The following is a 19,436-nucleotide window of genomic DNA, read 5'->3' on the forward strand; positions in this document are numbered from 1 at the left end:
GCGGCGTTGCCCGCCTTCATTCGCCCGGACTGTACAGATCGAGCAGCTTGAGCGTCACGCCGTTTGTCCAGCCGAAGCCGTCCTGCAGCGGATATTCGCCGCCGCCTCCGCCACCGGTTCCCGCGCCTTCGACCACGTACTTCTCGACCAGCTTCTTCTCCGACGCATAAACGCCCTTCACGTCAGCGAGAAAACGCGTGCCGATCTGCTGGGCAAGCTCATCCTGGCCATAGCGTTTCAAGCCTTCGATAGCGACCCAATGCAGCGGCGCCCAGCCGTTCGGCGCATCCCACTGCTGCGTGGTGTTATAGGTCGTCGTGACGAGGCCGCCCGCTTGCAGCAACGTGGACTGCACCTGCCGCGCGGTCTTTTGCGCGCGCTCCGGCCAGGCCGCGCCGACGAACAACGGAAACACCATCGCCGCGGTCTTGTTGTCGCGCGGCCTGGCGAGCTGCCAGTCGTAGTCGCCGTAGTAGCCGTTGGCATTCCACAGGTACTTGTTGATGCCGAGCGCGCGTTTTGCCGCGCGTTGCGCGAACTCGCCGACGCAGCGGAAATCGCGCGTCGCACCGCAGCCTTTCGCGATGGTGATTTCGAGGTGGAACATCAGGCTGTTCAGATCGACGGGAATGATCGACGTGGTGCGCACCGTCGCGAGCGTCATGTTGTCGCCGAACCAGCGCGAGCTGAAATCCCAGCCGCTTTCGGCGGTCGCGCGCAACTCGCGGTACACCTCGTTCGGGCTGCGGCCGCTGGCCTGTTGCGCGGTCTTGATGTCTTCGAGATACGACTCGTCACGCGGCGTATCCAGTTCATCCCAGTAGCGGTTGAGCACCGTGCGGTCCGGCATCACGACGACGTTGCGGGTGGCCTGACCGGGTTGCGTCGTGGTCTCGCCCCGCATCCAGTACGCGTATTCCTTGCGCAGCGCGGGCAAGTACTTCTGATAGACGGTGTTGCCTTCCACCTTCGCCGCGAGCGCCACCATATGCGAGAAAAACGGCGGCTGCGAGCGGTCCAGATAGTAGGTGCGATTGCCGTTCGGAATGTGGCCGAAGGTATCGATCTCGTAGGCGAAGTTGTCGAGCATGTTGTCGACGAGATCCTCATGGCCGGATTCCTGTAACCCGAGCATCGTGAAATAGGTGTCCCAGTAGTAGCCTTCGCGGAACCGGCCGCCGGGCACCACATAGGGCTTCGGCAAGGGAATCAGCGAGCTGTTCGGCGGCGCGCTCGTGGTGGTGCGCGTGAGCGCGGGCCACAACCAGTTGATATGTTCGCGCAGCGTTTGATTCGCGGGCGGCGTGATGACCGGCTCGCTCGGCGGCGTGAAGTACTGGTTGACGAAATTCGCCAGCGAAAAGGCGGGATTGCTCTTTTGCTGTTCGTACAGTTGCACGATCGTGGCGGGGTCGGCGTTCGGCGTCGCGTCGACGAAGGTCTTCTGGTCGGGATAGATCTGCGCGGTTTGCACGGCTACGAACAGGTCGCCGTAGAGCGTACTGGGCGCGGGTGGAAGCGTGCTGCCGACCTGGGTGTCGGCATGGCAGACGCCGGCGAGACCGAGCAGAAAGACGAAGCTGGAAGCGGCGCTTGCTCGCCGCAGGCTTTTCATTCCGGAACGCGGCGCAGAGGGAAGGGGCGAAGGCTGGAAAGCCGTGCGAGCGGCGCGGATGGCGCGCCATTGCGATGACACAATCATGTCTCCTCCTGGGGAATGGACAACAGGATTGGTCTGCCTCACACCCACTCTTATTTCATACGATTGCTGGGCCGTCGCTAGCATCGCACAGATTGAAGGGGGCTTCAAACTATGCGCCACGGGTCCTGTCGAGCGCCGCAAACAGGAGGTCCGCGGCACGCCAAACGCGAAAGCGCTGATTGTGTACGATGCGAAGTTGCTTCGCGTGTTCGAGGCCGGGCTTTGTCCACTTGCCGGTCTTCATCGTTAGCGCATGCCGCGTGCGTGTCACCCCATTCCCTTGTGCCGAGGAAATCGCCATGCATATCGCACCGTTTCAGATCGCCATACCCGAGCCTGACATCGACGATCTCCGCCGGCGCATCCGCGCGACGCGCTGGTCGCCGGTCACGCCCGCGCCCGCGTGGCAGCAGGGCGCCGATCCGGCATGGCTGCGCGAGCTCGCCGGCTACTGGGCCGAGCGTTTCGATTGGCGCGAGGCCGAGCGCGGCTTGAACCGGCAACCGCAGTTTCTCGCCGACGTCGACGGTCAACGCGTTCACTTCGTCCATCGGCGCGGCGCGGGCGCAGCGCCCTATCCGTTAGTGGTGACGCATGGCTGGCCGGGTTCGTTCTTCGAGTTCCACACACTCGTCGACCAGTTGTGCGACCCCGCCGCATTCGGCGGCGACGCCGGCGATGCCTTCGATGTGGTGATTCCGTCGCTGCCGGGCTTCGCGTTCTCGCCGGCGCCGGCGCAGCCTGGCATGTCCGCATTCCAGATCGCGGACCTGTGGGTGTCGTTGATGCGCGGCCTCGGGTACGAGCGCTTCGGCGCGCAGGGCGGCGATCTCGGCGCGGGCGTGTCGGTCGCGCTTGCCGCGCGGCATGACACGGCGGTCGACGGCATTCACCTGAACTTCTTGCCGAGTTCCTACGAGCCCGCAATCGGCGCGGCTCAAACGCCGCTCACGTCGGCGGAAGAAAATTTCTTGCGCGAGAGAAACGAATGGGCCGCGCTCGAAGGCGGCTATTCGCACATGCACGCCACGAAGCCGCAGACGCTGGCCGCGTCGCTCAACGATTCGCCGATGGGACTCGCGGCGTGGATCGGGGAAAAGTTTCGCGCCTGGAGCGATTGCGGCGGCGACGTCGAGCGGGTGTTTTCCAAGGACGAACTGCTCACCAACATCTCGCTCTACTGGTACACGCAGAGCATCGGTTCGTCGATGCAACTGTATTGGGAAAACCGCCTTCAGCCGATGCGTTTCGCCGACGGACCGCGGGTCGTGCCGCCGGTCGGTTACGCGCGTTTTCCGAAGGAACTCAGCCGTCCGCCGCGCAGTTGGCTTGAACGGACCTTCGACGTCGTGCAATGGACGGACATGCCGAGCGGCGGACACTTCGCCGCAATGGAAAAGCCCGATCTGCTCGCGGCGGAGATTCGCCGGTTCTTCAGGCCGTTCCGGCGAAAGACCGCTTGAAAGCCGCTCGAAAACCTCATGAACGGCAACGGAAATGCTCACGCGTCGATCGAGGCAACCGACAAGGTAACTTGTTCTCTCACACGCAATCGCGACTCCGCAATTATTGCGCCCGACAATCGGCAAGCACGCATTGTCGGCCGCCGCGTTGCGTCCCGCTGAGTTTTGGCGGAAACGCGCCGCAAGGACGTGAAACGATAGCGCAGACCTGCTATCGCGATCGGGTTCGTGCATGACGCCATGAAGGCGCGCATCGCGCGGCTTGGGGCTCGCCCGGCGAAAGCACATGTGAACCGACCTGCGAGCAGTAACGGCAGCGCTAACGATGCGAACCGTCTCTCACGCGTGGTGAGGAGCAATGTGAATCTCTTTCCGTGCACGCTTGTTTATGTGGATGTCGACGCGAAGCCGGGTCCCAACTCGACGAATCGCGATCCGCTCTCGTATGTGAGCCAGGCGATCTGCCTGAACAACAGCTTGCGGCGCGTGGGCATGCCGACGCTGACGATCATGACGAACGCGCCGGCACAGGTCGAAAAGCGGCTCGAAGGCCTGCCGCCGGAAAAGCGCCCGGCGGTGACGAAGCTCACCGCGACGATCGAGTTGCCGAAGAACACGCCGTTCTACGCGGCGCATTTCAAGCTCGATCTAATGGATCAACTCTCCGATGCGCTGCCCGCGGACACCATGATGCTGTTGCTCGACGCCGACATGGTCGCGTGGCTGCCGCTCGATCACACGCTGATCGAGCGATGCGCCGAGGCGGGCCTCGGTGTCTACGATATTTCGGACCAGGTTTTTCCCGCATACGGCAGCGAACGCGTGGTGGCGGATCTGGAAATCGTCGCGGACGGGCGGCTCGCGAATCCGCGCTGGTACGGCGGCGAATTCATGCTCGCGACGCCCGCATCGTTGCGCCGGCTGGTGCCGCGTGCGCGCGCCAGTTACGCGCGTTACCTGGACGAAAGCGAACGCCTGAGACATCACGGCGATGAGGCCTTCATTTCCGCCGCGCTCAATGCGCTCGTGGACGAGGGGCAAACGGTGGTCGAGGTCGGCGCCTATCAGGCGGTTGGACGTCATTGGCCCGGCAACAACTATCGGGACTTCCGCTGGTTCTGCTGCTGTTCGTTCATCCATTTGCCGGGCGGCAAATATCTGCTGGAAAAGGAGGCGCGCTTTGTCGAGTTCGCGCCGACCCGTTTCTGGCGGCGCATGCGTCACGCGCATCTGCGCGGCCGCATGCGTCACGCGGTGAAGCGGATGGTCAGGATGCTCAGCGCCGAGCGCCTCGCCACGCTGTCGGCTTACGCGCTGCGCGGCGTGAAGAGCTAGATGCGCTGACGCCCGTCACATCTTCACGTCGATGCGTCCATAGACTCCGTTGGCTTCGTCATTGGGCCCGGCGGCAAAAAACAGCGTGTTGACCGGCTGATTATTGAGCCCGTTACCGAACGCGATACCCCACAGGCCGTCCTGCACGAACGCGTTTCCATTCGACAGCTTGACGGCGCCAAGCGACTGGCCGGTGATGGGATCGAACGCATTGATCGTGCCGTCGCCGAAGTTGCCGATCAGCACGTCGCCGCTCAAGCGGCCGAAATTCGCCGGCGCTTGCGCGACGCCCCACGGCGCGTTCAGCGCACCCGCCGAGGCGAAGCGCTGCAACAGATTGCCGGACGTATCGAAGATGTCGACGAATCCCAGACCCGCGCCGTGAACATCGTCATGCGCATCCGCGTCCTGTTTGGCGTAGGTCACGAAGAGCTTCGCGCCGATGGCCTGAATGCCGAACGGCGCGAAACCCGTCGGCAGCAAAGCGTCCTGAAACTTGCCGGGCATCGCGACTTTCGCGAAGTTCCTGTCGAACACGTCGATCTTGTTGTTGTGAAAGTCGGTGGCGTAGAGCAGATTGGCGGTGCCGTTGCTGGCGAGCGCCAACCCCTTGTAGACCGCGCCGCCGTTGCCGTCGTCGAACACGGTGATTGCCGCAGTGGGCGCGACCGCCGGCGCCCATGCGGTGATGGTGCCGCCTTCGCCGGAAAAGATGAATGCGGCGACGCCCGATTTGCCGCCCTGCGTGACCATGAAATCCGTCGTGCCATTGAACACGATGCCGGTCGGATTCGCCGAACCGCTCGCGCCGGCCGGAATGCTGACGACCAGCGATTGCGGCACGCCGTTGCCGTCATAGAGCGTCGCGAGCGAGGTTGCGTTATCCGCCACCCACACGAAACCTTTTGGATTGAACGCGATGCCCCACGCGTTCTTCAGATTGGCATCGGTATGCGGCGCCGCGACCGCGCCGTCCGACACCAGCACGGTGGACGTGAACGATTGCGCGTTGAGCGAGCCGGAACTTCCCCCGCATGCAACGAGACTCGTCAACGCCGCGGCGCCCATGACGGCGCCCAGTACCTTAAGCACAGATTTCATGACCACACCTCCGTCACGACCGATGGATCGTCGAGGCTATTCAAACGTGTGGCCTTGCCGCTTTATTCCCCCAGCGGCGCGGAAATCTTTTGCTTCAGATCGTTCCGAACAATGCGCGCGGACGATCCTTGAGCGTGCCCGTCAAGAGCCGCAACGCGCTCACCAGTTGATCGCGGCTCGTCGCGCAGGCGAGATTGATACGCACGCCGTGCTCGATCTCCGAGCGGTCCACGGCGAACGCCGACGACGGCATCACCACCACGCCGCGCGCCTTCGCGTTCGCCGCGAAATCGTCGGCGCGCCACGGCGGCGGCAACTTGAGCCACACGAACATGCAGGCGGGATCGGTCTGCAGCATCTCCTGCGGCAACAGTTCGCGCGCGAGGTCCTGGCGCGCGCGAATCTCGGCGAGTTGCGCGTCCATGATGCGGCGCGCGGTGCCGTCCTCGATCCAGATCGACGCGATCAACATGGACATCGGCGCGGGCATCCATGCGGTGGTGCGCACGGCTTCCGCGCACAGCGCGGCGCTGTCCGGGGGACTCAGCAGATAGCCGAGCCGCAGGCCGGGCGCGAGGATCTTCGAAGTGGCCGCAAGGTGGAACGTCAGTTCGGGACACAGGCTCGCGATGGTCGGCAGACGTTGCGACACCAGCGGTCCATAGACGTCGTCCTCGATGATCGCCACGCCGTGGCGGCGCGCGATGTCGGCGAGGGCCATGCGGCGTTCGAGGCTCATCGTCGTCACGGTGGGGTTCTGCAGATTCGGCACGGTGAAGATCGCCTTCACCGGCATGCGCCGGCAGGCGCGCTCCACTTCGTCGGTGAGCAAGCCTTCGCGGTCGCTGGGAATGCCGACGATCTCGAACTGAAACACCGGCGCGAGCGCTTTCAGGCCGTAGTAGGTGAGCTGGTCGGCGAGGATCACGCCGTCCGTGCCGATCAGGCTGTTGAGCACCGCATACAAACCGTGTTGCGCGCCGCTCGTCACGACCACATGTTCGGGCGCCGGCGCGAAGCCCGGCGCGGCCATCCACTGCGCGCCCGCGGCGCGCGCCCATGACGGCCCTTGCGGCGGCTGATACTCCTGCAATTGCGGATAGCGCGGATCGCGCGGCAGGTCCGCGAGCGTACGCGCGAGGCAGTTCAGAAATTCGCTCGTGGCGGGGCGGTTGACGGTCAGATCGATCGCCGTGTTGCTCGCCGGCTGCGCGGGCTCGACGCTCGGCATCGCGCCGCCGGTCACGAGCGAGCCGCGCCGCTTGCTGCCGATCACCAGTCCGCGCAATTGCAATTCCTTGTACGCGCGCGAAACCGTCGACACGTTGATGCCGAGTTCCGTCGCCAGTTGCCGCTGCGGCGGCAGCCGGCTGCCCGGCGGATAGACGCCGCTGCGGATCTCGTTCTCGATCGAACTGGACACCTCGACGTAGGTGGAGCGCTTCGCCTGCGCGCTCGACCCGTTAGTCCGACGCGCCGTGCCTTTGCCAGAAGCCATAAGAACCGATGTCTCCATACAAAAACTGCTTTGTCCGCGATTGTGCGGAGTTTTGCCGATTCTATACCAGACAGCGGGACTGCAAACGCTAAAAGCGCGTAGGCAAGGCGGCTTCGCACGGCTCGGGCACGGGCTGTCCGTTTGCGGCGCAGACCATCCAGGGAAAACGCCGATGCCACACAATGCGCGTTTTAATTGCACACAAAAAAATATTGTGTGATTCTGTGCTCATGGCTTTGTTCGGTGGCGTGGGAAATGAGCCGCTACCGGACAGCATTCGAAACTTATTAGCCGGAGCTTGCTGGATGCGCTTTCCTCAGTCCACACCACGCGGATGCGTGTCGAAAAGCGGTGCGCCGCCCGCCCTCGGCCGTTGCGCCGCCGTACCCGAAAGACGCGCGTGATGCCGAACGTCGCCATCATCGGTGCGGGGTTCATCGGCCTGGCGAGCGCGGCCGCGTTGATGCGCGACGGCCACCGCGTCACGCTGTTCGATCCGGCCGGCGTGGGGCAGGGCGCGTCGTTCGGCAACGCCGGGACGTTCGCGCCGTATGCGTGCATTCCGGTCAACAATCCGTCGGTGTTCCGTGACTTGCCGCGTTTTCTGCTATCGAACCAGAGTCCGTTCAGATTGCGTTGGGGTTATCTACCGCATCTCGCGCCGTGGCTGGTGCGCTTCATGATGAGTTCGCTGCCGCGCCGCTACGAGGCCAGCGCCGCCGCACTCGCCGCGCTGCTCGATCACGCGTATGACGGCTATGCGCCGCTGCTCGCGAACCCGGAACTGGCGAGCTTCGTTCGTCCGCGCGAGTGCCTGTATCTGTATTCGAGCGCGGCTTCATTCGATGCCGCGCGTGCCGCGCTCGATCTGCGCCAGAAGCTGGGCGTCACCTTCGATCTGCTCGAGGGCGACGATATCCGTGCGCTGGAACCGTCGCTCGCACCGATCTTCGAGCGCGGCGTGCTGTTCACGAATAGCTGGCATTTCTCCGACCCGCAAGGCTTCTTGCAGACGCTTCATGATCGACTCGCCGCGCAAGGCTTGACGCTGGAGCGCGCGGCGGTCGAGCGCGTGCAGCCTTCGGGCGAAGGCGCGAGCCTCAGCGTCGGCGGCATCGCGCGTCGTTTCGATTACGTGGTGGTGGCAACCGGCGCGCGCTCCGCGCAGTTCGCCGGCCAATGCGGCGACCCGGTTCCGCTCGACACCGAGCGCGGCTATCACGTCCGTTTTCCCGGCGCGCAGCAACTGGTGTCGCGGCCGGTCGGCTGGGCCGAACGCGGCTTCTACATGACGCCGATGAGCGACGGCTTGCGCGTCGCGGGCACCGTCGAACTCGCCGGTTTCGGCGACACGCGCAACCGCTCGCTGCTCGACCTGCTGACGTTTTCAGCGAAGCGCGCGCTACCCGCGCTGGCTACGCCTGACAGCAACTGGCTCGGCTTTCGCCCGACGCTGCCCGACGGCGTGCCGGTGCTCGCGCGATCGCGCGCGAGCGAACGCGTGATCTACGCCTTCGGCCATCAGCATCTCGGCCTGACGTTGGCGGGCGTGAGCGGGCGCATCGTCGCGGATCTGATCGCGCGGCGGGCGCCGCCGCTCGATCTCGCGCCCTACGCGGCCACGCGTTTTTGATTTTGCAGGGGACAGCCGCACGAAGTTTTCACGTTTCACCACAGGCATCGCAGGACGGTTTCGACGCGTCGCGCATCGAATCGGTCAACCTACTACACGCGCGACGTCACATCTCGCAAGGAGCGCATCATGAATCGCCGCTATTGGCTGTTGAGTGCCACTGTCTGTGCACTCGCCACGTACATGCCGTTGTCGTGGGCCGCCGACCCCGAAGTCGTCAAGATCGGTTTCGTCGGGCCGTTGACCGGTCCGGTGGCCCGAGTCGGCAAGGACTTGCAATATGGCGCGCAACTGGCGCTCGATGAAGAGAACGCGAAGCATCCGACCGTCGGCGGCAAGCCGGTCAAGTTCGTGCTCGACGTGCAGGACGATCAGGCCGACCCGCGCGTGGCGATTCAGGTCGCGCAGAAGCTGGTCGACGAGGGCGTGGTGGGGGTGATCGGCCACTACAACTCGGGTTGCAGCATTCCGGCTTCGACGGTCTATCACCAGGCGAACGTGGCGATGATCACGCCGGGCTCGACCAATCCGCAACTCACCAAGCAGGGCTTCAAAAACGTCTTCCGCACGATGGGCCATGACGGCATCGGCGGAGTCGTCGCGGGGCATTTCGTGGTGGAGCAGATGAAGGCGAAACGCATCGGCATCATCGACGACCGCACCGCGTTCGGGCAAGGCCTCGCGGATGCGTTTGAAAAAGGCGTCAAGGAAGCGAACGGCAACGTGGTCGATCGCGAGTTCACCAACGACAAGGCGGTCGATTTCCGCGCCATTCTGACCACGTTGAAGAGCAAGAACGTCGACATGATCTTCTTCGGCGGCCTGGACGAGCAGGGCGCGATGCTGGTCAAGCAGATGCGCTCGCTCGGCATCAACGCGCAACTGTTCGGCGCGGGCGCGCTGAAGAGCAATGCCTTCCTGCAGATATCCGGCGCGGCCGGCAACGGCACCCAGGATCTCGAGCCGGGTCCGGCGCTCGACAAGCTGCCCGCCGCGCAGGCGTTCGGCAAGCGCTACAAGGCGCGCTTCAACCAGGATGTCGAGCTGTACGCGCCGTTCGCCTACGACGCCGCGCTCGCGATGATCAAGGCGATCCACGGCGCCGATTCGCTCGATCGCGCGAAGATTGTCGAGAGTCTGTCGAAGGTCACGGTCACGGGTGTGACCGGCAATATCACCTTCGATCCGTATGGCGATCTGATCAAGCCGCCTTATACGCTGTTCCAGGTTCAGCAAGGGCAATGGAAGAGCATCAAGACGGTGGGCGGCAACGGCGCGTAGTCGTTGGCGGTTTGCGCGGGTTCGCAGGCGATTGCGATTGCGATTGCGATTGTGTTTGCGGTTGCCTGCCGCGCAAACCGCTAGCCGTTCAGGTCGGGATTCTGCTGCGCGAGTTCATGCACCCACTCGCTGAACACTCTGACGCACATGCTCAGGCGGCGGTGCGGGTAAAGAATCGAAAGCGGAATCGGCGGGCTCGGGAAGCCGTGCAGAATTTCACGCAGCGCGCCCGCATCGATCGCTTTCGCCACCATGAAGCGCGGCACCTGGATCATTCCCAAGGCTTCGAGCGCGGACGTGATGTAAACCTGGCCGTCGTTGACCGCCAGAATCCCTTCCATTGGTTTTCGCACGAGCGCGCCGTCGACTTCGAATTCGAAGGGGTAGACACGCCCCGTGCGCGCCGAAAAATAATTCACCGCGCGATGCCGCTCGAGATCGTCGGGCGTGGCCGGCTCGCCCATCTGTTCGAGATAGGCGGGCGCCGCGCAGGTGGTCATGCGCACGCTGCCGATCGTGCGCGCGACGAGGCTCGAATCGTCGAGCACGCCGATGCGGATCACGCAATCCACGCCTTCCTGCACGAGATCCACGTTGCGATCGGCGATACCCAGCTTCACCGCGATGTCGGGATAGCGCGCGTTGAAATCGCGCAGCACGGGAATCAGCACGTTGGTGGCGAATGTCGCGGAGGTGTCGACGCGAATCGTGCCGCGCGGGCTCTGGCGTTTGTTCGATAACGCGGACTCGGCGTCGGAGACCTCGGCCAGAATGCGCGCGCAATATTCGTAGTAGAGCGCGCCGTCGCCGGTGACCTGAACGCTGCGCGTCGTGCGATTCAGGAGCCGCACCCCGAGATGGCCTTCGAGGTTCTGCACGACGGTCGACACCGACGCGCGCGGCATTTCCAGCGAATCGGCCGCTCTGGAAAAGCTCGACGCGTCCACGACGCGCTTGAACACCGTCATCGCCTGAAGCATGTCCATACGTGTTGTCCTTGTGATGTGACCGGTTGGCGCGAGCGCGGCAACGAGGCGACATTCTAGAACGGCGACACGGCGGCGCGTGCCGGTCTCGGGGCGCAAGGACGCGTGAACCGGTTGGATGCGCTCGCGTCCTCCGCATGACGAGGCGGCCCCGTAAAAAACCTTGACACTTCACGCTCAATCTCTATAGTTCACCACATGGCTAAGTATCCGGTCAGTCAGTTGGATCGTACGTTTTCCGCTCTCGTGGACCCCACGCGGCGGGCTATCCTCGCGCGTCTGGAGCGGGAGCCCGGCCTGTCGATCACGGAGATCGCGCGTCCGCTGCCGCTCAAGCTCCCCGCTGTCATGAAGCACCTCGACGTGCTGAGCGAAGCGGGTCTCGTGGCGCGTACCAAGAAAGGCCGGACCGTTTCGGTGGACCTCGTCGCCGGCCCGATGGAGGAGGCAATGGCGTGGCTACGACGCTATGAGCGCTTCTGGTCCGCCAGTCTCGATCGACTTACCGACTTTGTGGAGGGGGAAGAGGAATGATCAAGGAAAAGCCCAGCCTGACCATCATCCGGCGCATCAAGGCGCCGCCGGCGAGAGTCTACGCAGCGTGGACGCGCCCCGAACTGATGGCGCGCTGGTGGGGGCCCGACGCCGGGCCGGTGCTGAGCGCTGAAGCCGACCCGCGCGTGGGCGGGCGCTTTCGCGTGGTGTTCCAGACGCTCGACGGCGAAACGCACGACTGCCGCGGCGAATACCAGGAAGTCGAGCCGGACAGCAAGCTCGTCTTTACCTGGCAGTGGGTGACGATGCCGGAGCGCCAGTCTCTCGTGACCATCCGATTGCGTCCGATCGACGAGGGCACCGAACTCAATTTCACGCACGCGCAATTCTTCGACGAGGCCGCGCGCGACGCGCATCAGGTCGGCTGGAACGGCTCCTTCGACAAGCTCGAGGCACTGATCGCCGAACTGAACGACACAGGCGAATAACGCGCATCGGACCGAATTCAACCCATATCGAGGTCGAACATGAAGCTCTACTATTCTGAAACCCTGGCCCCCAGAAAAGCGTGCGCCGTGGCGAAGTACCTGGGCTTGCCCATCGAATACGTTTTCGTCGATCTGGCAAAGGGCGAGCAGAATGAGCCCGCTTATCTGGCGATCAATCCGAACGGCAAGGTGCCGTGTCTCGTCGACGGCGATAAAAGCCTTTGGGAAGCCGACGCGATCATCTGCCATTTCGCGCAGCGCGCGGAATCGGATCTCTGGCCGCGCGGCGCGCGGCAGGCCGATGCGGTGCGCTGGTTCAGCTGGAACAGCCAGCATTTTTACCGGCATGGCGGCACGCTTTATTTCGAGCATCTGATCAAGCCGCGGATCGGACTCGGCGAGCCGGATGCGTCGAAAGTCGCTGAAGCGCAGGGCTGGTTTCGCAAGCACGCGGGCGTGCTCGATCGGCATCTCAAGGATCGCACATGGCTGCTTGGCGATGAACTGAGCGTCGCGGACTTTTCGGTCGGCGCGACCTTGCCTTACGCGAAAAGCGCGGCGATGCCGCTCGAAGAGTTCGAGCATGTGCGGCGCTGGCACGATCGGTTGAACGCGCTCGACGCCTGGCGCGATCCGTTTCCGGCGCGGCCGGCGCTGTCCGTCGCGAACGGTTGAAGGAACGGCCATGTGTTGCGCGATCGTGGCGCTCGGCATGACCTTGCTGGCGAGTTGGCGAAGCGTGTCGGGCACGCTCGTCGGCCGCGCCGGGCGGCTGCGCGGTATGGCGATTGTGGTTGCCGCGCTCGGCGCGGCGGGCGGGTCCGCGTTGGCGGCGGATCGATTCGCGGCGGGCGCGGCGCAGTCTTCGCAGTCGTCTTTGTATATGCGCTTTAGTGCCGTGGCGATTTGTGGGCATTTCATCAGATAGCGGGGCGTCGTGTCCAGGCGCGGTGGTCTCCTCACGCCACACGCCGCGCCCGATTGCCGTATCGTGCAGACTCGAAGCTTGTTCGTTGCTTATCGAGGGCACGTCATGGCACTTTCATCGAACGACGCCGTGCGGCGCGCCGGCAGACGCTCCTTTCTGCGCACGGTAACAAGCGCCGCCATCGGCTTGCCGGTCTCGATCGCTCTGCCGCGTTTGACCTCGGCGCAAACGCAGGCCCAACCACAACCGCAACCACAACCGCAAACCGCCACGCCCTCGCGTATCGCACAGCGTGTGATTCCGTCGACTGGCGAACGTTTGCCGGTCATCGGCTGCGGCACGTGGCGCACGTTCGATGTCGGCGATGATCCCGGCGCTCGCGCGCAACTTGCCGACGTGCTGCGAATTCTCTTCGAGGCAGGCGGCTCGGCGATCGACTCGTCGCCGATGTACGGCTCGTCGGAAGCTGTTGCCGGCGCGCTGCTGACGCAACTCGACGCGCACCGCAAAGCCTTCGTCGCGACCAAGGTCTGGACTCAGGGACGCGAGGCCGGCATCGCGCAGATGGAGGAATCGCTGCGCCGTTTTCAACAACCGCGCATCGATCTGATGCAGGTCCACAATCTGCTCGACTGGCGCACGCAACTCGCCACGCTGCGCGACTGGAAAGCGCGCGGCCGGATTCGCTATATCGGCGTCACGCACTACACGTCGAGTGCATTCGGCGAAGTCGCGGCCGTGATGCGCAGCGAAAAGCCCGACTTCGTGCAGATCAACTATGCAGCGGATGACCGCGCCGCCGAGGCGCGCATCTTGCCGCTCGCGGCGGAGCTGGGTATCGCGGTGGTGATCAACCAGCCTTTCGGCGGCGGCGGCCTGCTCGCGCGCGTCGGCAAAACGCCGCTGCCGGCGTGGGCCGCGGAGATCGACTGCACGAGCTGGGCGCAACTGCTCCTCAAGTTCGTACTCGCGCAAGCGGCGGTGACGGTGGTGATTCCCGGCACCGGGCGTCCGCAATACATGGCCGACAACGTTCGGGCCGGCTCGGGTCCGCTGCCCGATAAGGCGATGTGCGCGCGGATCGTGGCGGCGGTGGGCGGTTGAACACGGCGTGGGCGATTCGCTTCTGAACCAGCCGCCGTGTTTTCGTGAGGCGCGCAGATGCTCAAGGCGTTTTCAACGCAAAACCCCTCCCATTCGCTTTGCATTTATTCGCGCGTCAATCCATAGCACATTCCGGGAAATGGAAAGCTAGGTTTTCCGTAGGCAATCGGGAATCGTGGGATTTCTAGAGTATTAACTCGGACCATTTACTGGGATTCCATTCGAACGGCATACACCGTGTGAAACTTCAGGAAAGATTGTGAAAGGAAGTTGACACGGGAACGTTTGCCAAACTAGGCTACGCACTGTCGTCAAAACTGATTAAAAAAATTTACCCCTGCCCGGAGACGCAGGCAAGCCGCCGCTTTGCCCATCAGTCAGACGATCGCATGGAAGCTGAACGACCAGTTCCAATCCGTTTCGTTGAAAGCATTGTAATGATTAAACGCCGTTATTTAAAAATCAGCCGCGAGTGCTGAGGGTGTAACACGTCCATATATTCTCGCCAGCAATTCGGTGTTGGTGCGGGAGACCTTTTTCTCTGAAAAACAGAGAAAACCAGTTGAAGCATTCATCGCACTTTCTTTATGCCGATATTGTCAGTCGAGGATTAATCATGAGTATAAATTTCCGATTGCAGATACAGTGCCTGGCGCTAGCCGGAATAATGGTTCTGGCGGGATGCGGCGCGGGAGACGGCGCCTCCACGCTGACGAGCAAATCCGCGCAGACGCCGACGGCCGCTTCCGACGCGGCGCTGGCGCCGCCCACCGCGCCGATCGCCGCGAATCCGTCGATCGACAAGACGGTGCCGCCGGTCGAACTGCCCGACACGGTCATGCCCGTCAACTACAAGCTGTGGTTCCGGCCGAACCCGGCGCTGTCGTCATTCGACGGCCGCGCCGACGTGCAGATCAAGGTGCTGAAGGCCGTCAACGCGATCACCATCGCCGGGCACCGCGTCAAGTTCACCAACGGCACGATCACGCTTCAGCCGGGCAACATCCCGTTGATCGCCACGCCGCAGGACGACGGCGATTTCTATCAGCTTCGGCCCGTCAGCGGCCAGATCGCGGCCGGCAATTACTCGCTGCACATGGAGTGGAGCGGCATCATCAACTTCAAGAGCTATGACGATCCGGTCGCCAAGACCGGCGGCAGTTGCGGCGACGATCCGTATCCGGGATGCTCGGCGGCCGAAGGCGTGTTCCGCGTCGATCTGAAGGCGACGGACGGCACCACGAGCGGCGCGATTCTCACGCAAGGCGAATCGAATCTCGCGCGCCAATGGTTCCCCGGCTGGGACGAGCCGGCTTTCCGGCCCACCTATGAGGTGAGCGCGGAAGTCCCGCAAAACTGGAACGTCGTCTCGAACGCGGCGGAGAAACCGGCGGTGAACGTGGACAGCGGCTACAAGCTGGTGTCGTTCGAAAAGACGCCGCCGATGCCTTCGTATCTGCTCTTCTTCGGCGGCGGCCAGTTCGATATTCTCGAGGACGATTTCACGAGCCCGCTGCCGGACGGCAAGGGTCTGCATCTGCGTATCTTCACGCCGCCCGGCATGCGTGACTGGGCCAAGCCGGCGATGCAGCAGACCAAGCAGGCGCTCGATTACTACTATCGCTACACGGGCATTGCGTTGCCGCTCACCAAGTTCGACACGATCGCGGCGAACGACGCGTTCAAGGAGCAGAAAGACCTGAACTTCGGCGGGATGGAGAACTGGGGCGCGATTCTGGAATTCGCCGACGACATTCTGCCGGCGCCGGGCACCGAGATGTCCGATTACGGCGTGACGGTGCTCACGCACGAAGCGGCGCACCAGTGGTTCGGCGATCTGGTCACGCTCGACTGGTGGGACGATGTGTGGCTGAACGAGTCGTTCGCCACCTTCTTCGAGAACAAGACCAAGGTGCGTTTCTTCCCGGACCGCTTCAGTTGGGTCGACGACGTGAAGAACAAGTACGCGGTGATCAATGCCGATCTGAAATCCACCGCGTTCCCGGTGCAGCCGAACTTCAACGGCTGGGCCTCGAACGACTTCGTGCTGAGCGCGAGCGCCTTCACCTACGACAAGGGCGGCCACGTGCTGAAGATGCTGGAGAACTATCTCGGCGAGGAAGTGATGCGCAAGGGGCTGCAATCGTATCTGGCCGACTATGCGCTCGGCAATGTCACGCCGAGGCGCCTGTGGGATGAACTGACCAGGGCAAGCGGCGAGCCGATGGTGGCGATCGGCGACAGCTTCGTGCGGCAAACGGGCGTGCCGTTGATCTCGCTCGACACGCAGTGCGATCTGGTCTCGAATCAGACCGTGGTCACGCTCAAGCAGTCGCCGTTTCCGAACCAGAACCCGTACCCCGGCACGCAGTGGACCATTCCGTTGACGCTCGCCTACGGCGACGGGCTCACGTCGCGCAAGACGGTTGCGATGAAAGACATGCAAACGCAGGTGCGCCTGAACGGTTGTTCCGCGGTGCTCGCCGATCCGAGCGGTCTCGACTACTACGTGACGAACTACGGCAACACCGCGTGGAGTCAGTTGCTCGCGCAGGGCAACGCGTTGAAGGATCCGGTTCGGCTGACCAATCTGCAACTCGAAGCGAAGCTGCTGGTGAAGAACGGTCTTGCCGATCCGTCGCGTGAAACCAGCATCGGTTCGTTGAACCCGACTGCTACGCCGCTCGCGCGTCAGATGCTCATGACCCCGCCGACGACGCAATCGCTGCGTCCGCAGATCCGCTTCCAGGGCAAGCTCAGGTCGAAGCAGCAAGCGCAGCAGGCGCAATAAGCGCTCAGCGCAATAAGCGGCTGGCGTTATCGAGCCGCGCTGAAAAGCAGGGCCGTGGTCCGCATCGTCATGCGATGCGGGCCTCGGCCTTTGCGTTTCAGGAGCCACGCGTTTTGCCGTTTCGCGGCTACCTTTGCACCTTCGGAAAAGTAGCCAATAGCAGCCGAAACCCAGGTGCGGGCCGCCACGCTCCAGCGAGGCGGAAGTCATCGCAAACTGTCCCAGCGTGGCCGTTTTTCGTGGGCCTGAGCGGTCTGAGCGCGCGGCCAATTCATCGTTTATACCCTTCATTCCCCGATGCAACGCAGCCGACCGCGCTTCCCATAGGCGTGTTTGTTGCATGTCAGAAGGCCGCGAGCATGCGCCTATTCGTCTGCCCGCGATATCACCTGCACGAGCGGCCATCGAGGTCGCGCCGTACCGTCCGCATCTACACGTGACGTTGAATCTTTTACAACCTTGCAGCGCGAAGCCGGCTCGCAGAGCCGGCATTTGAAGCGCGGCGTTGTCGTGTTGTCGTTACCCCGATGAGCGAATTGGCAAAACCGTCGGAAGAATGTTGAACCAGGTCCGACGAACCGTCGGACGGAAGGGTTCCGGAGAGTATTGCGATGTTCGACGATACCGAGTTGCCGAGGTCCAGGAGGGCCGGCCGGGATGCCGGCTTCGACACTGACGAGCCCGAACAGGATCCGGCACCGCCGCCACGCTTCGGACGTCTCGCGCTATGCGTGGCCGCCGCAAGCGCGCTCGCCTTCGGCGTGGTGGGGACGGTCGCGTACGGCGTCTGGTTCAATCACGATCAGCAGGCCTATGCCGAAGCCATGGCGGGTGCGCGGCGCGCGCTCGGCGTGCCGGCGTCGGCGGCGAGCGCAGCGGTGCTCGCGAAGTCGGCGTCATCGCTGGGACCGCCGATGTCGATGACGATGGCGGGGCCGGCCATGCCGTCCGCGCCCGTCGCGGCGGCGCCCGTGAATGTGCCGCTCACGGCCCCGATGGGCGCGGCGGTCATGGATACGGCGGTAACGGGGCCAGCAACACCCGGCGCGGCAACCCCGGACAGCAAGCCGGCCACGAACCCGCCCGCAACAAAACCGCCCGCAACGAAAACGCCTGCGTCCCCCGTCGCGACACTCACCTCGGAGGGCGAAGAAGGCCGCAAACAGGCAGTCTGGTCAGGCCGTGTCACGCGGCGCCCCGCAACCACCATCGCCCAAGCCGGCGCATCCAACGCTACCTCCGCGCCGGCTGCAACGTCGGTCCGATCGAGCCGGCGCGCGAGCAGCGGCTCCGATCCCATCGTGCAGCCGTTCGCGGCGGCGCGGCCGGTCAAGGACGCGCGAGCCGCTCAGCAGGAGCGGCGGGCAACGCCCGTCAACGCAAAACCGAAAGGCAATGTGTTCACACGGATGAGCCTTTTCTTTAAACGCACGAGCTACCGGCAACATGGCCGCGCAAGCCAGCAAGACATCTATTCCCATCCCTGAGCGGCATCGTCCCCGGCGCGCCGCGGTGCGCGTCCCGACGCTGCGCCTGGGCCCGGGTCCGGCGACGATGGCTGTCGCGTCGGTGCTGTGCCTGCTGATCGGCCTGCTGTACCTTGCCTTGCAGATCAGGATGGTCTTTTCAGATCAGATCAAACAGGAATATGCGAGCCTGGTTCTCGAAGAGATCGAACGCGCGGACAGCGCGCGCAATCTCGCGGACGTATGGGAGCGTGTGCCGGTCGATAGCGAGGCGAGGGCGGAGGGTCGGCGAAACGCGCGCGCCGAACTGGCTCGCCGTCTCACGTCGCTCGCCGCGCTGGTGAACGCGAGTCCGTCTGCGGCGCCGCGTATTGCGCCCGCCGCGCCCGCCGCGCTGTCGCCGGACGCGAATCTTCACGACACGGATGCGCTGCTGCGCAACGCCTCGGCCTATTGGCACGCGCAACGCGACATCGACAGCGCCGATGTGCGCGTGCGGATCACGCATGTGGCGTACACGGTGATCGCCCTGGCCGCGCTGCTGTTCTGCATGTTGATCACGGCGCTCGGCATGTATGCGAAACGGACGCGCCAGTTGGCGGGACAGTCGCAGGAATTCGAGCACGCCGCGCTACACGATCCGATGACCGGGCTGCCGAACCGGCGCAAGCTGTTCGCCGCCCTCGAAGCAGCCGCGATGCGGCGGCAGGCCGAGTCGGCGACTCACAAAATCGCCGTGCTGTATGTCGATCTGGACGGATTCAAGCAGGTCAACGATTCGCTCGGTCATCGCGTCGGCGATGAATTTCTGGTCGCGGTGTCGAAGTGTTTTCGCGGCTCGGTGCGCAAGGCCGACGTCGTCGCCCGGATCGGCGGCGACGAATTCGCCGTGCTGGTGCGGGGATTCTCGACGGATGCGGAACTCGTCGAGATTGCCGGGCGGCTCATCGCGTGCGTGGTTCGCACGGACGAGCAGATGGGAATCGGCCTGGTTCGCGCGAGCATCGGCATTGCCAGCTTCCCCGATCTCGTCGACGACTACCGTCGCCTGATCGGCGCGGCCGACGAGGCGATGTACCAGGTCAAGCGCAGCGGCAAGAACGGGTATGCGTTCGTGGATCAGGGGCGTCGGGCGGCGACGTTGTGATCGGCGCCGACGCGACAA

At 63.9% G+C, this 19,436-nt stretch carries 16 protein-coding genes; 12 read left to right on the forward strand and 4 right to left on the reverse strand.

Annotated elements, in window-relative coordinates; translation table 11 throughout:
* Nucleotides 1–16: 16 nt before the first annotated feature.
* Complete coding sequence (treA, locus tag CUJ90_RS30230) at nt 17–1,702, reverse strand: alpha,alpha-trehalase TreA (RefSeq protein ID WP_073428464.1); 1,686 nt, start codon at nt 1,700–1,702, stop codon at nt 17–19.
* A gap of 299 nt (nt 1,703–2,001) precedes the next feature.
* Here treA and CUJ90_RS30235 point away from each other — a divergent pair, with 299 nt between their 5' ends.
* Both CUJ90_RS30235 and CUJ90_RS30240 read left to right on the forward strand, forming a co-directional pair.
* Entirely contained in the window at nt 2,002–3,165 is a 1,164-nt protein-coding gene (locus CUJ90_RS30235; protein WP_114164513.1) for an epoxide hydrolase family protein, read from the forward strand.
* 360 nt (nt 3,166–3,525) lie between these two features.
* Entirely contained in the window at nt 3,526–4,500 is a 975-nt protein-coding gene (locus CUJ90_RS30240; protein ID WP_073428462.1) for a hypothetical protein, read from the forward strand.
* A gap of 15 nt (nt 4,501–4,515) precedes the next feature.
* Here CUJ90_RS30240 and CUJ90_RS30245 read toward each other — a convergent pair whose 3' ends face one another.
* Together CUJ90_RS30245 and CUJ90_RS30250 are read right to left on the reverse strand one after the other, a co-directional pair.
* The gene (locus CUJ90_RS30245; RefSeq protein ID WP_114164514.1) at nt 4,516–5,601 is read right to left on the reverse strand and encodes a TIGR03118 family protein; all 1,086 of its coding nucleotides are present in this window, start codon (nt 5,599–5,601) and stop codon (nt 4,516–4,518) included.
* 94 nt (nt 5,602–5,695) lie between these two features.
* On the reverse strand, nt 5,696–7,099 hold the full coding sequence (locus CUJ90_RS30250) for an aminotransferase-like domain-containing protein (protein ID WP_083082443.1): 1,404 nt from the start codon (nt 7,097–7,099) through the stop codon (nt 5,696–5,698).
* 403 nt (nt 7,100–7,502) lie between these two features.
* Between CUJ90_RS30250 and CUJ90_RS30255 the strand changes: the two genes are divergently transcribed.
* Together CUJ90_RS30255 and CUJ90_RS30260 are read left to right on the forward strand one after the other, a co-directional pair.
* Nucleotides 7,503–8,732, forward strand: a complete 1,230-nt coding sequence (locus tag CUJ90_RS30255; RefSeq protein WP_114164515.1) for an NAD(P)/FAD-dependent oxidoreductase — start codon at nt 7,503–7,505, stop codon at nt 8,730–8,732.
* A 129-nt stretch (nt 8,733–8,861) separates the two neighbouring features.
* Nucleotides 8,862–10,013: a branched-chain amino acid ABC transporter substrate-binding protein gene (locus CUJ90_RS30260; protein WP_083082441.1), complete on the forward strand. Its 1,152-nt coding sequence runs from the start codon at nt 8,862–8,864 to the stop codon at nt 10,011–10,013.
* Nucleotides 10,014–10,093: 80 nt separating this feature from the next.
* Here the strand turns inward: CUJ90_RS30260 and CUJ90_RS30265 are convergent, their stop codons facing one another.
* Nucleotides 10,094–10,999, reverse strand: coding sequence for a LysR family transcriptional regulator (locus CUJ90_RS30265; RefSeq protein WP_114164516.1), 906 nt, complete (start codon nt 10,997–10,999; stop codon nt 10,094–10,096).
* A gap of 222 nt (nt 11,000–11,221) precedes the next feature.
* Here CUJ90_RS30265 and CUJ90_RS30270 point away from each other — a divergent pair, with 222 nt between their 5' ends.
* From CUJ90_RS30270 to CUJ90_RS30305, 8 genes are all read left to right on the forward strand, one after another.
* Complete coding sequence (locus CUJ90_RS30270) at nt 11,222–11,533, forward strand: ArsR/SmtB family transcription factor (protein ID WP_244220076.1); 312 nt, start codon at nt 11,222–11,224, stop codon at nt 11,531–11,533.
* On the forward strand, nt 11,530–11,982 hold the full coding sequence (locus CUJ90_RS30275) for an SRPBCC family protein (protein ID WP_114164517.1): 453 nt from the start codon (nt 11,530–11,532) through the stop codon (nt 11,980–11,982). Before CUJ90_RS30270 ends, CUJ90_RS30275 begins: the two co-directional genes overlap by 4 nt.
* Before the next feature lie 39 nt (nt 11,983–12,021).
* The gene (locus tag CUJ90_RS30280; protein WP_114164518.1) at nt 12,022–12,657 is read left to right on the forward strand and encodes a glutathione S-transferase family protein; all 636 of its coding nucleotides are present in this window, start codon (nt 12,022–12,024) and stop codon (nt 12,655–12,657) included.
* A gap of 10 nt (nt 12,658–12,667) precedes the next feature.
* Nucleotides 12,668–12,910, forward strand: coding sequence for a hypothetical protein (locus tag CUJ90_RS30285; protein WP_073428453.1), 243 nt, complete (start codon nt 12,668–12,670; stop codon nt 12,908–12,910).
* 105 nt (nt 12,911–13,015) lie between these two features.
* A complete protein-coding gene (locus tag CUJ90_RS30290) occupies nt 13,016–14,014 on the forward strand; it encodes an aldo/keto reductase (protein ID WP_114164519.1) in 999 nt (332 codons plus the stop codon).
* A gap of 616 nt (nt 14,015–14,630) precedes the next feature.
* A complete protein-coding gene (locus tag CUJ90_RS30295) occupies nt 14,631–16,805 on the forward strand; it encodes a M1 family metallopeptidase (RefSeq protein WP_114164520.1) in 2,175 nt (724 codons plus the stop codon).
* A 611-nt stretch (nt 16,806–17,416) separates the two neighbouring features.
* Nucleotides 17,417–18,292 carry a hypothetical protein gene (locus tag CUJ90_RS33075; protein WP_208645268.1) on the forward strand — a complete coding sequence of 292 codons (876 nt, stop codon included), beginning with the start codon at nt 17,417–17,419 and terminating at the stop codon, nt 18,290–18,292.
* Nucleotides 18,252–19,418 (forward strand): GGDEF domain-containing protein, encoded by a 1,167-nt coding sequence (locus tag CUJ90_RS30305; protein ID WP_114164521.1) that lies wholly within the window; start codon nt 18,252–18,254, stop codon nt 19,416–19,418. The genes CUJ90_RS33075 and CUJ90_RS30305 overlap by 41 nt, the downstream gene beginning before the upstream one ends.
* Nucleotides 19,419–19,436: the final 18 nt, after the last annotated feature.

It is taken from the genome of Paraburkholderia terricola (assembly GCF_003330825.1).
Taxonomy (GTDB): Bacteria; Pseudomonadota; Gammaproteobacteria; order Burkholderiales; family Burkholderiaceae; genus Paraburkholderia; species Paraburkholderia terricola.

What these genes read in the sequence shown, in the direction of transcription:
- CUJ90_RS30235 (WP_114164513.1), top strand. Translation starts at nt 2,002, where the DNA reads ATGCATATCGCACCGTTTCAGATCGCCATACCCGAGCCTGACATCGAC.
- CUJ90_RS33075 (WP_208645268.1), top strand. Translation starts at nt 17,417, where the DNA reads ATGTTCGACGATACCGAGTTGCCGAGGTCCAGGAGGGCCGGCCGGGAT.
- CUJ90_RS30255 (WP_114164515.1), top strand. Translation starts at nt 7,503, where the DNA reads ATGCCGAACGTCGCCATCATCGGTGCGGGGTTCATCGGCCTGGCGAGC.
- CUJ90_RS30290 (WP_114164519.1), top strand. Translation starts at nt 13,016, where the DNA reads ATGGCACTTTCATCGAACGACGCCGTGCGGCGCGCCGGCAGACGCTCC.
- CUJ90_RS30295 (WP_114164520.1), top strand. Translation starts at nt 14,631, where the DNA reads ATGAGTATAAATTTCCGATTGCAGATACAGTGCCTGGCGCTAGCCGGA.
- CUJ90_RS30285 (WP_073428453.1), top strand. Translation starts at nt 12,668, where the DNA reads ATGTGTTGCGCGATCGTGGCGCTCGGCATGACCTTGCTGGCGAGTTGG.
- CUJ90_RS30250 (WP_083082443.1), bottom strand. Translation starts at nt 7,099, where the DNA reads ATGGCTTCTGGCAAAGGCACGGCGCGTCGGACTAACGGGTCGAGCGCG.
- CUJ90_RS30245 (WP_114164514.1), bottom strand. Translation starts at nt 5,601, where the DNA reads ATGAAATCTGTGCTTAAGGTACTGGGCGCCGTCATGGGCGCCGCGGCG.
- CUJ90_RS30265 (WP_114164516.1), bottom strand. Translation starts at nt 10,999, where the DNA reads ATGGACATGCTTCAGGCGATGACGGTGTTCAAGCGCGTCGTGGACGCG.
- CUJ90_RS30305 (WP_114164521.1), top strand. Translation starts at nt 18,252, where the DNA reads ATGGCCGCGCAAGCCAGCAAGACATCTATTCCCATCCCTGAGCGGCAT.
- CUJ90_RS30280 (WP_114164518.1), top strand. Translation starts at nt 12,022, where the DNA reads ATGAAGCTCTACTATTCTGAAACCCTGGCCCCCAGAAAAGCGTGCGCC.
- CUJ90_RS30275 (WP_114164517.1), top strand. Translation starts at nt 11,530, where the DNA reads ATGATCAAGGAAAAGCCCAGCCTGACCATCATCCGGCGCATCAAGGCG.
- CUJ90_RS30260 (WP_083082441.1), top strand. Translation starts at nt 8,862, where the DNA reads ATGAATCGCCGCTATTGGCTGTTGAGTGCCACTGTCTGTGCACTCGCC.
- treA (WP_073428464.1), bottom strand. Translation starts at nt 1,702, where the DNA reads ATGATTGTGTCATCGCAATGGCGCGCCATCCGCGCCGCTCGCACGGCT.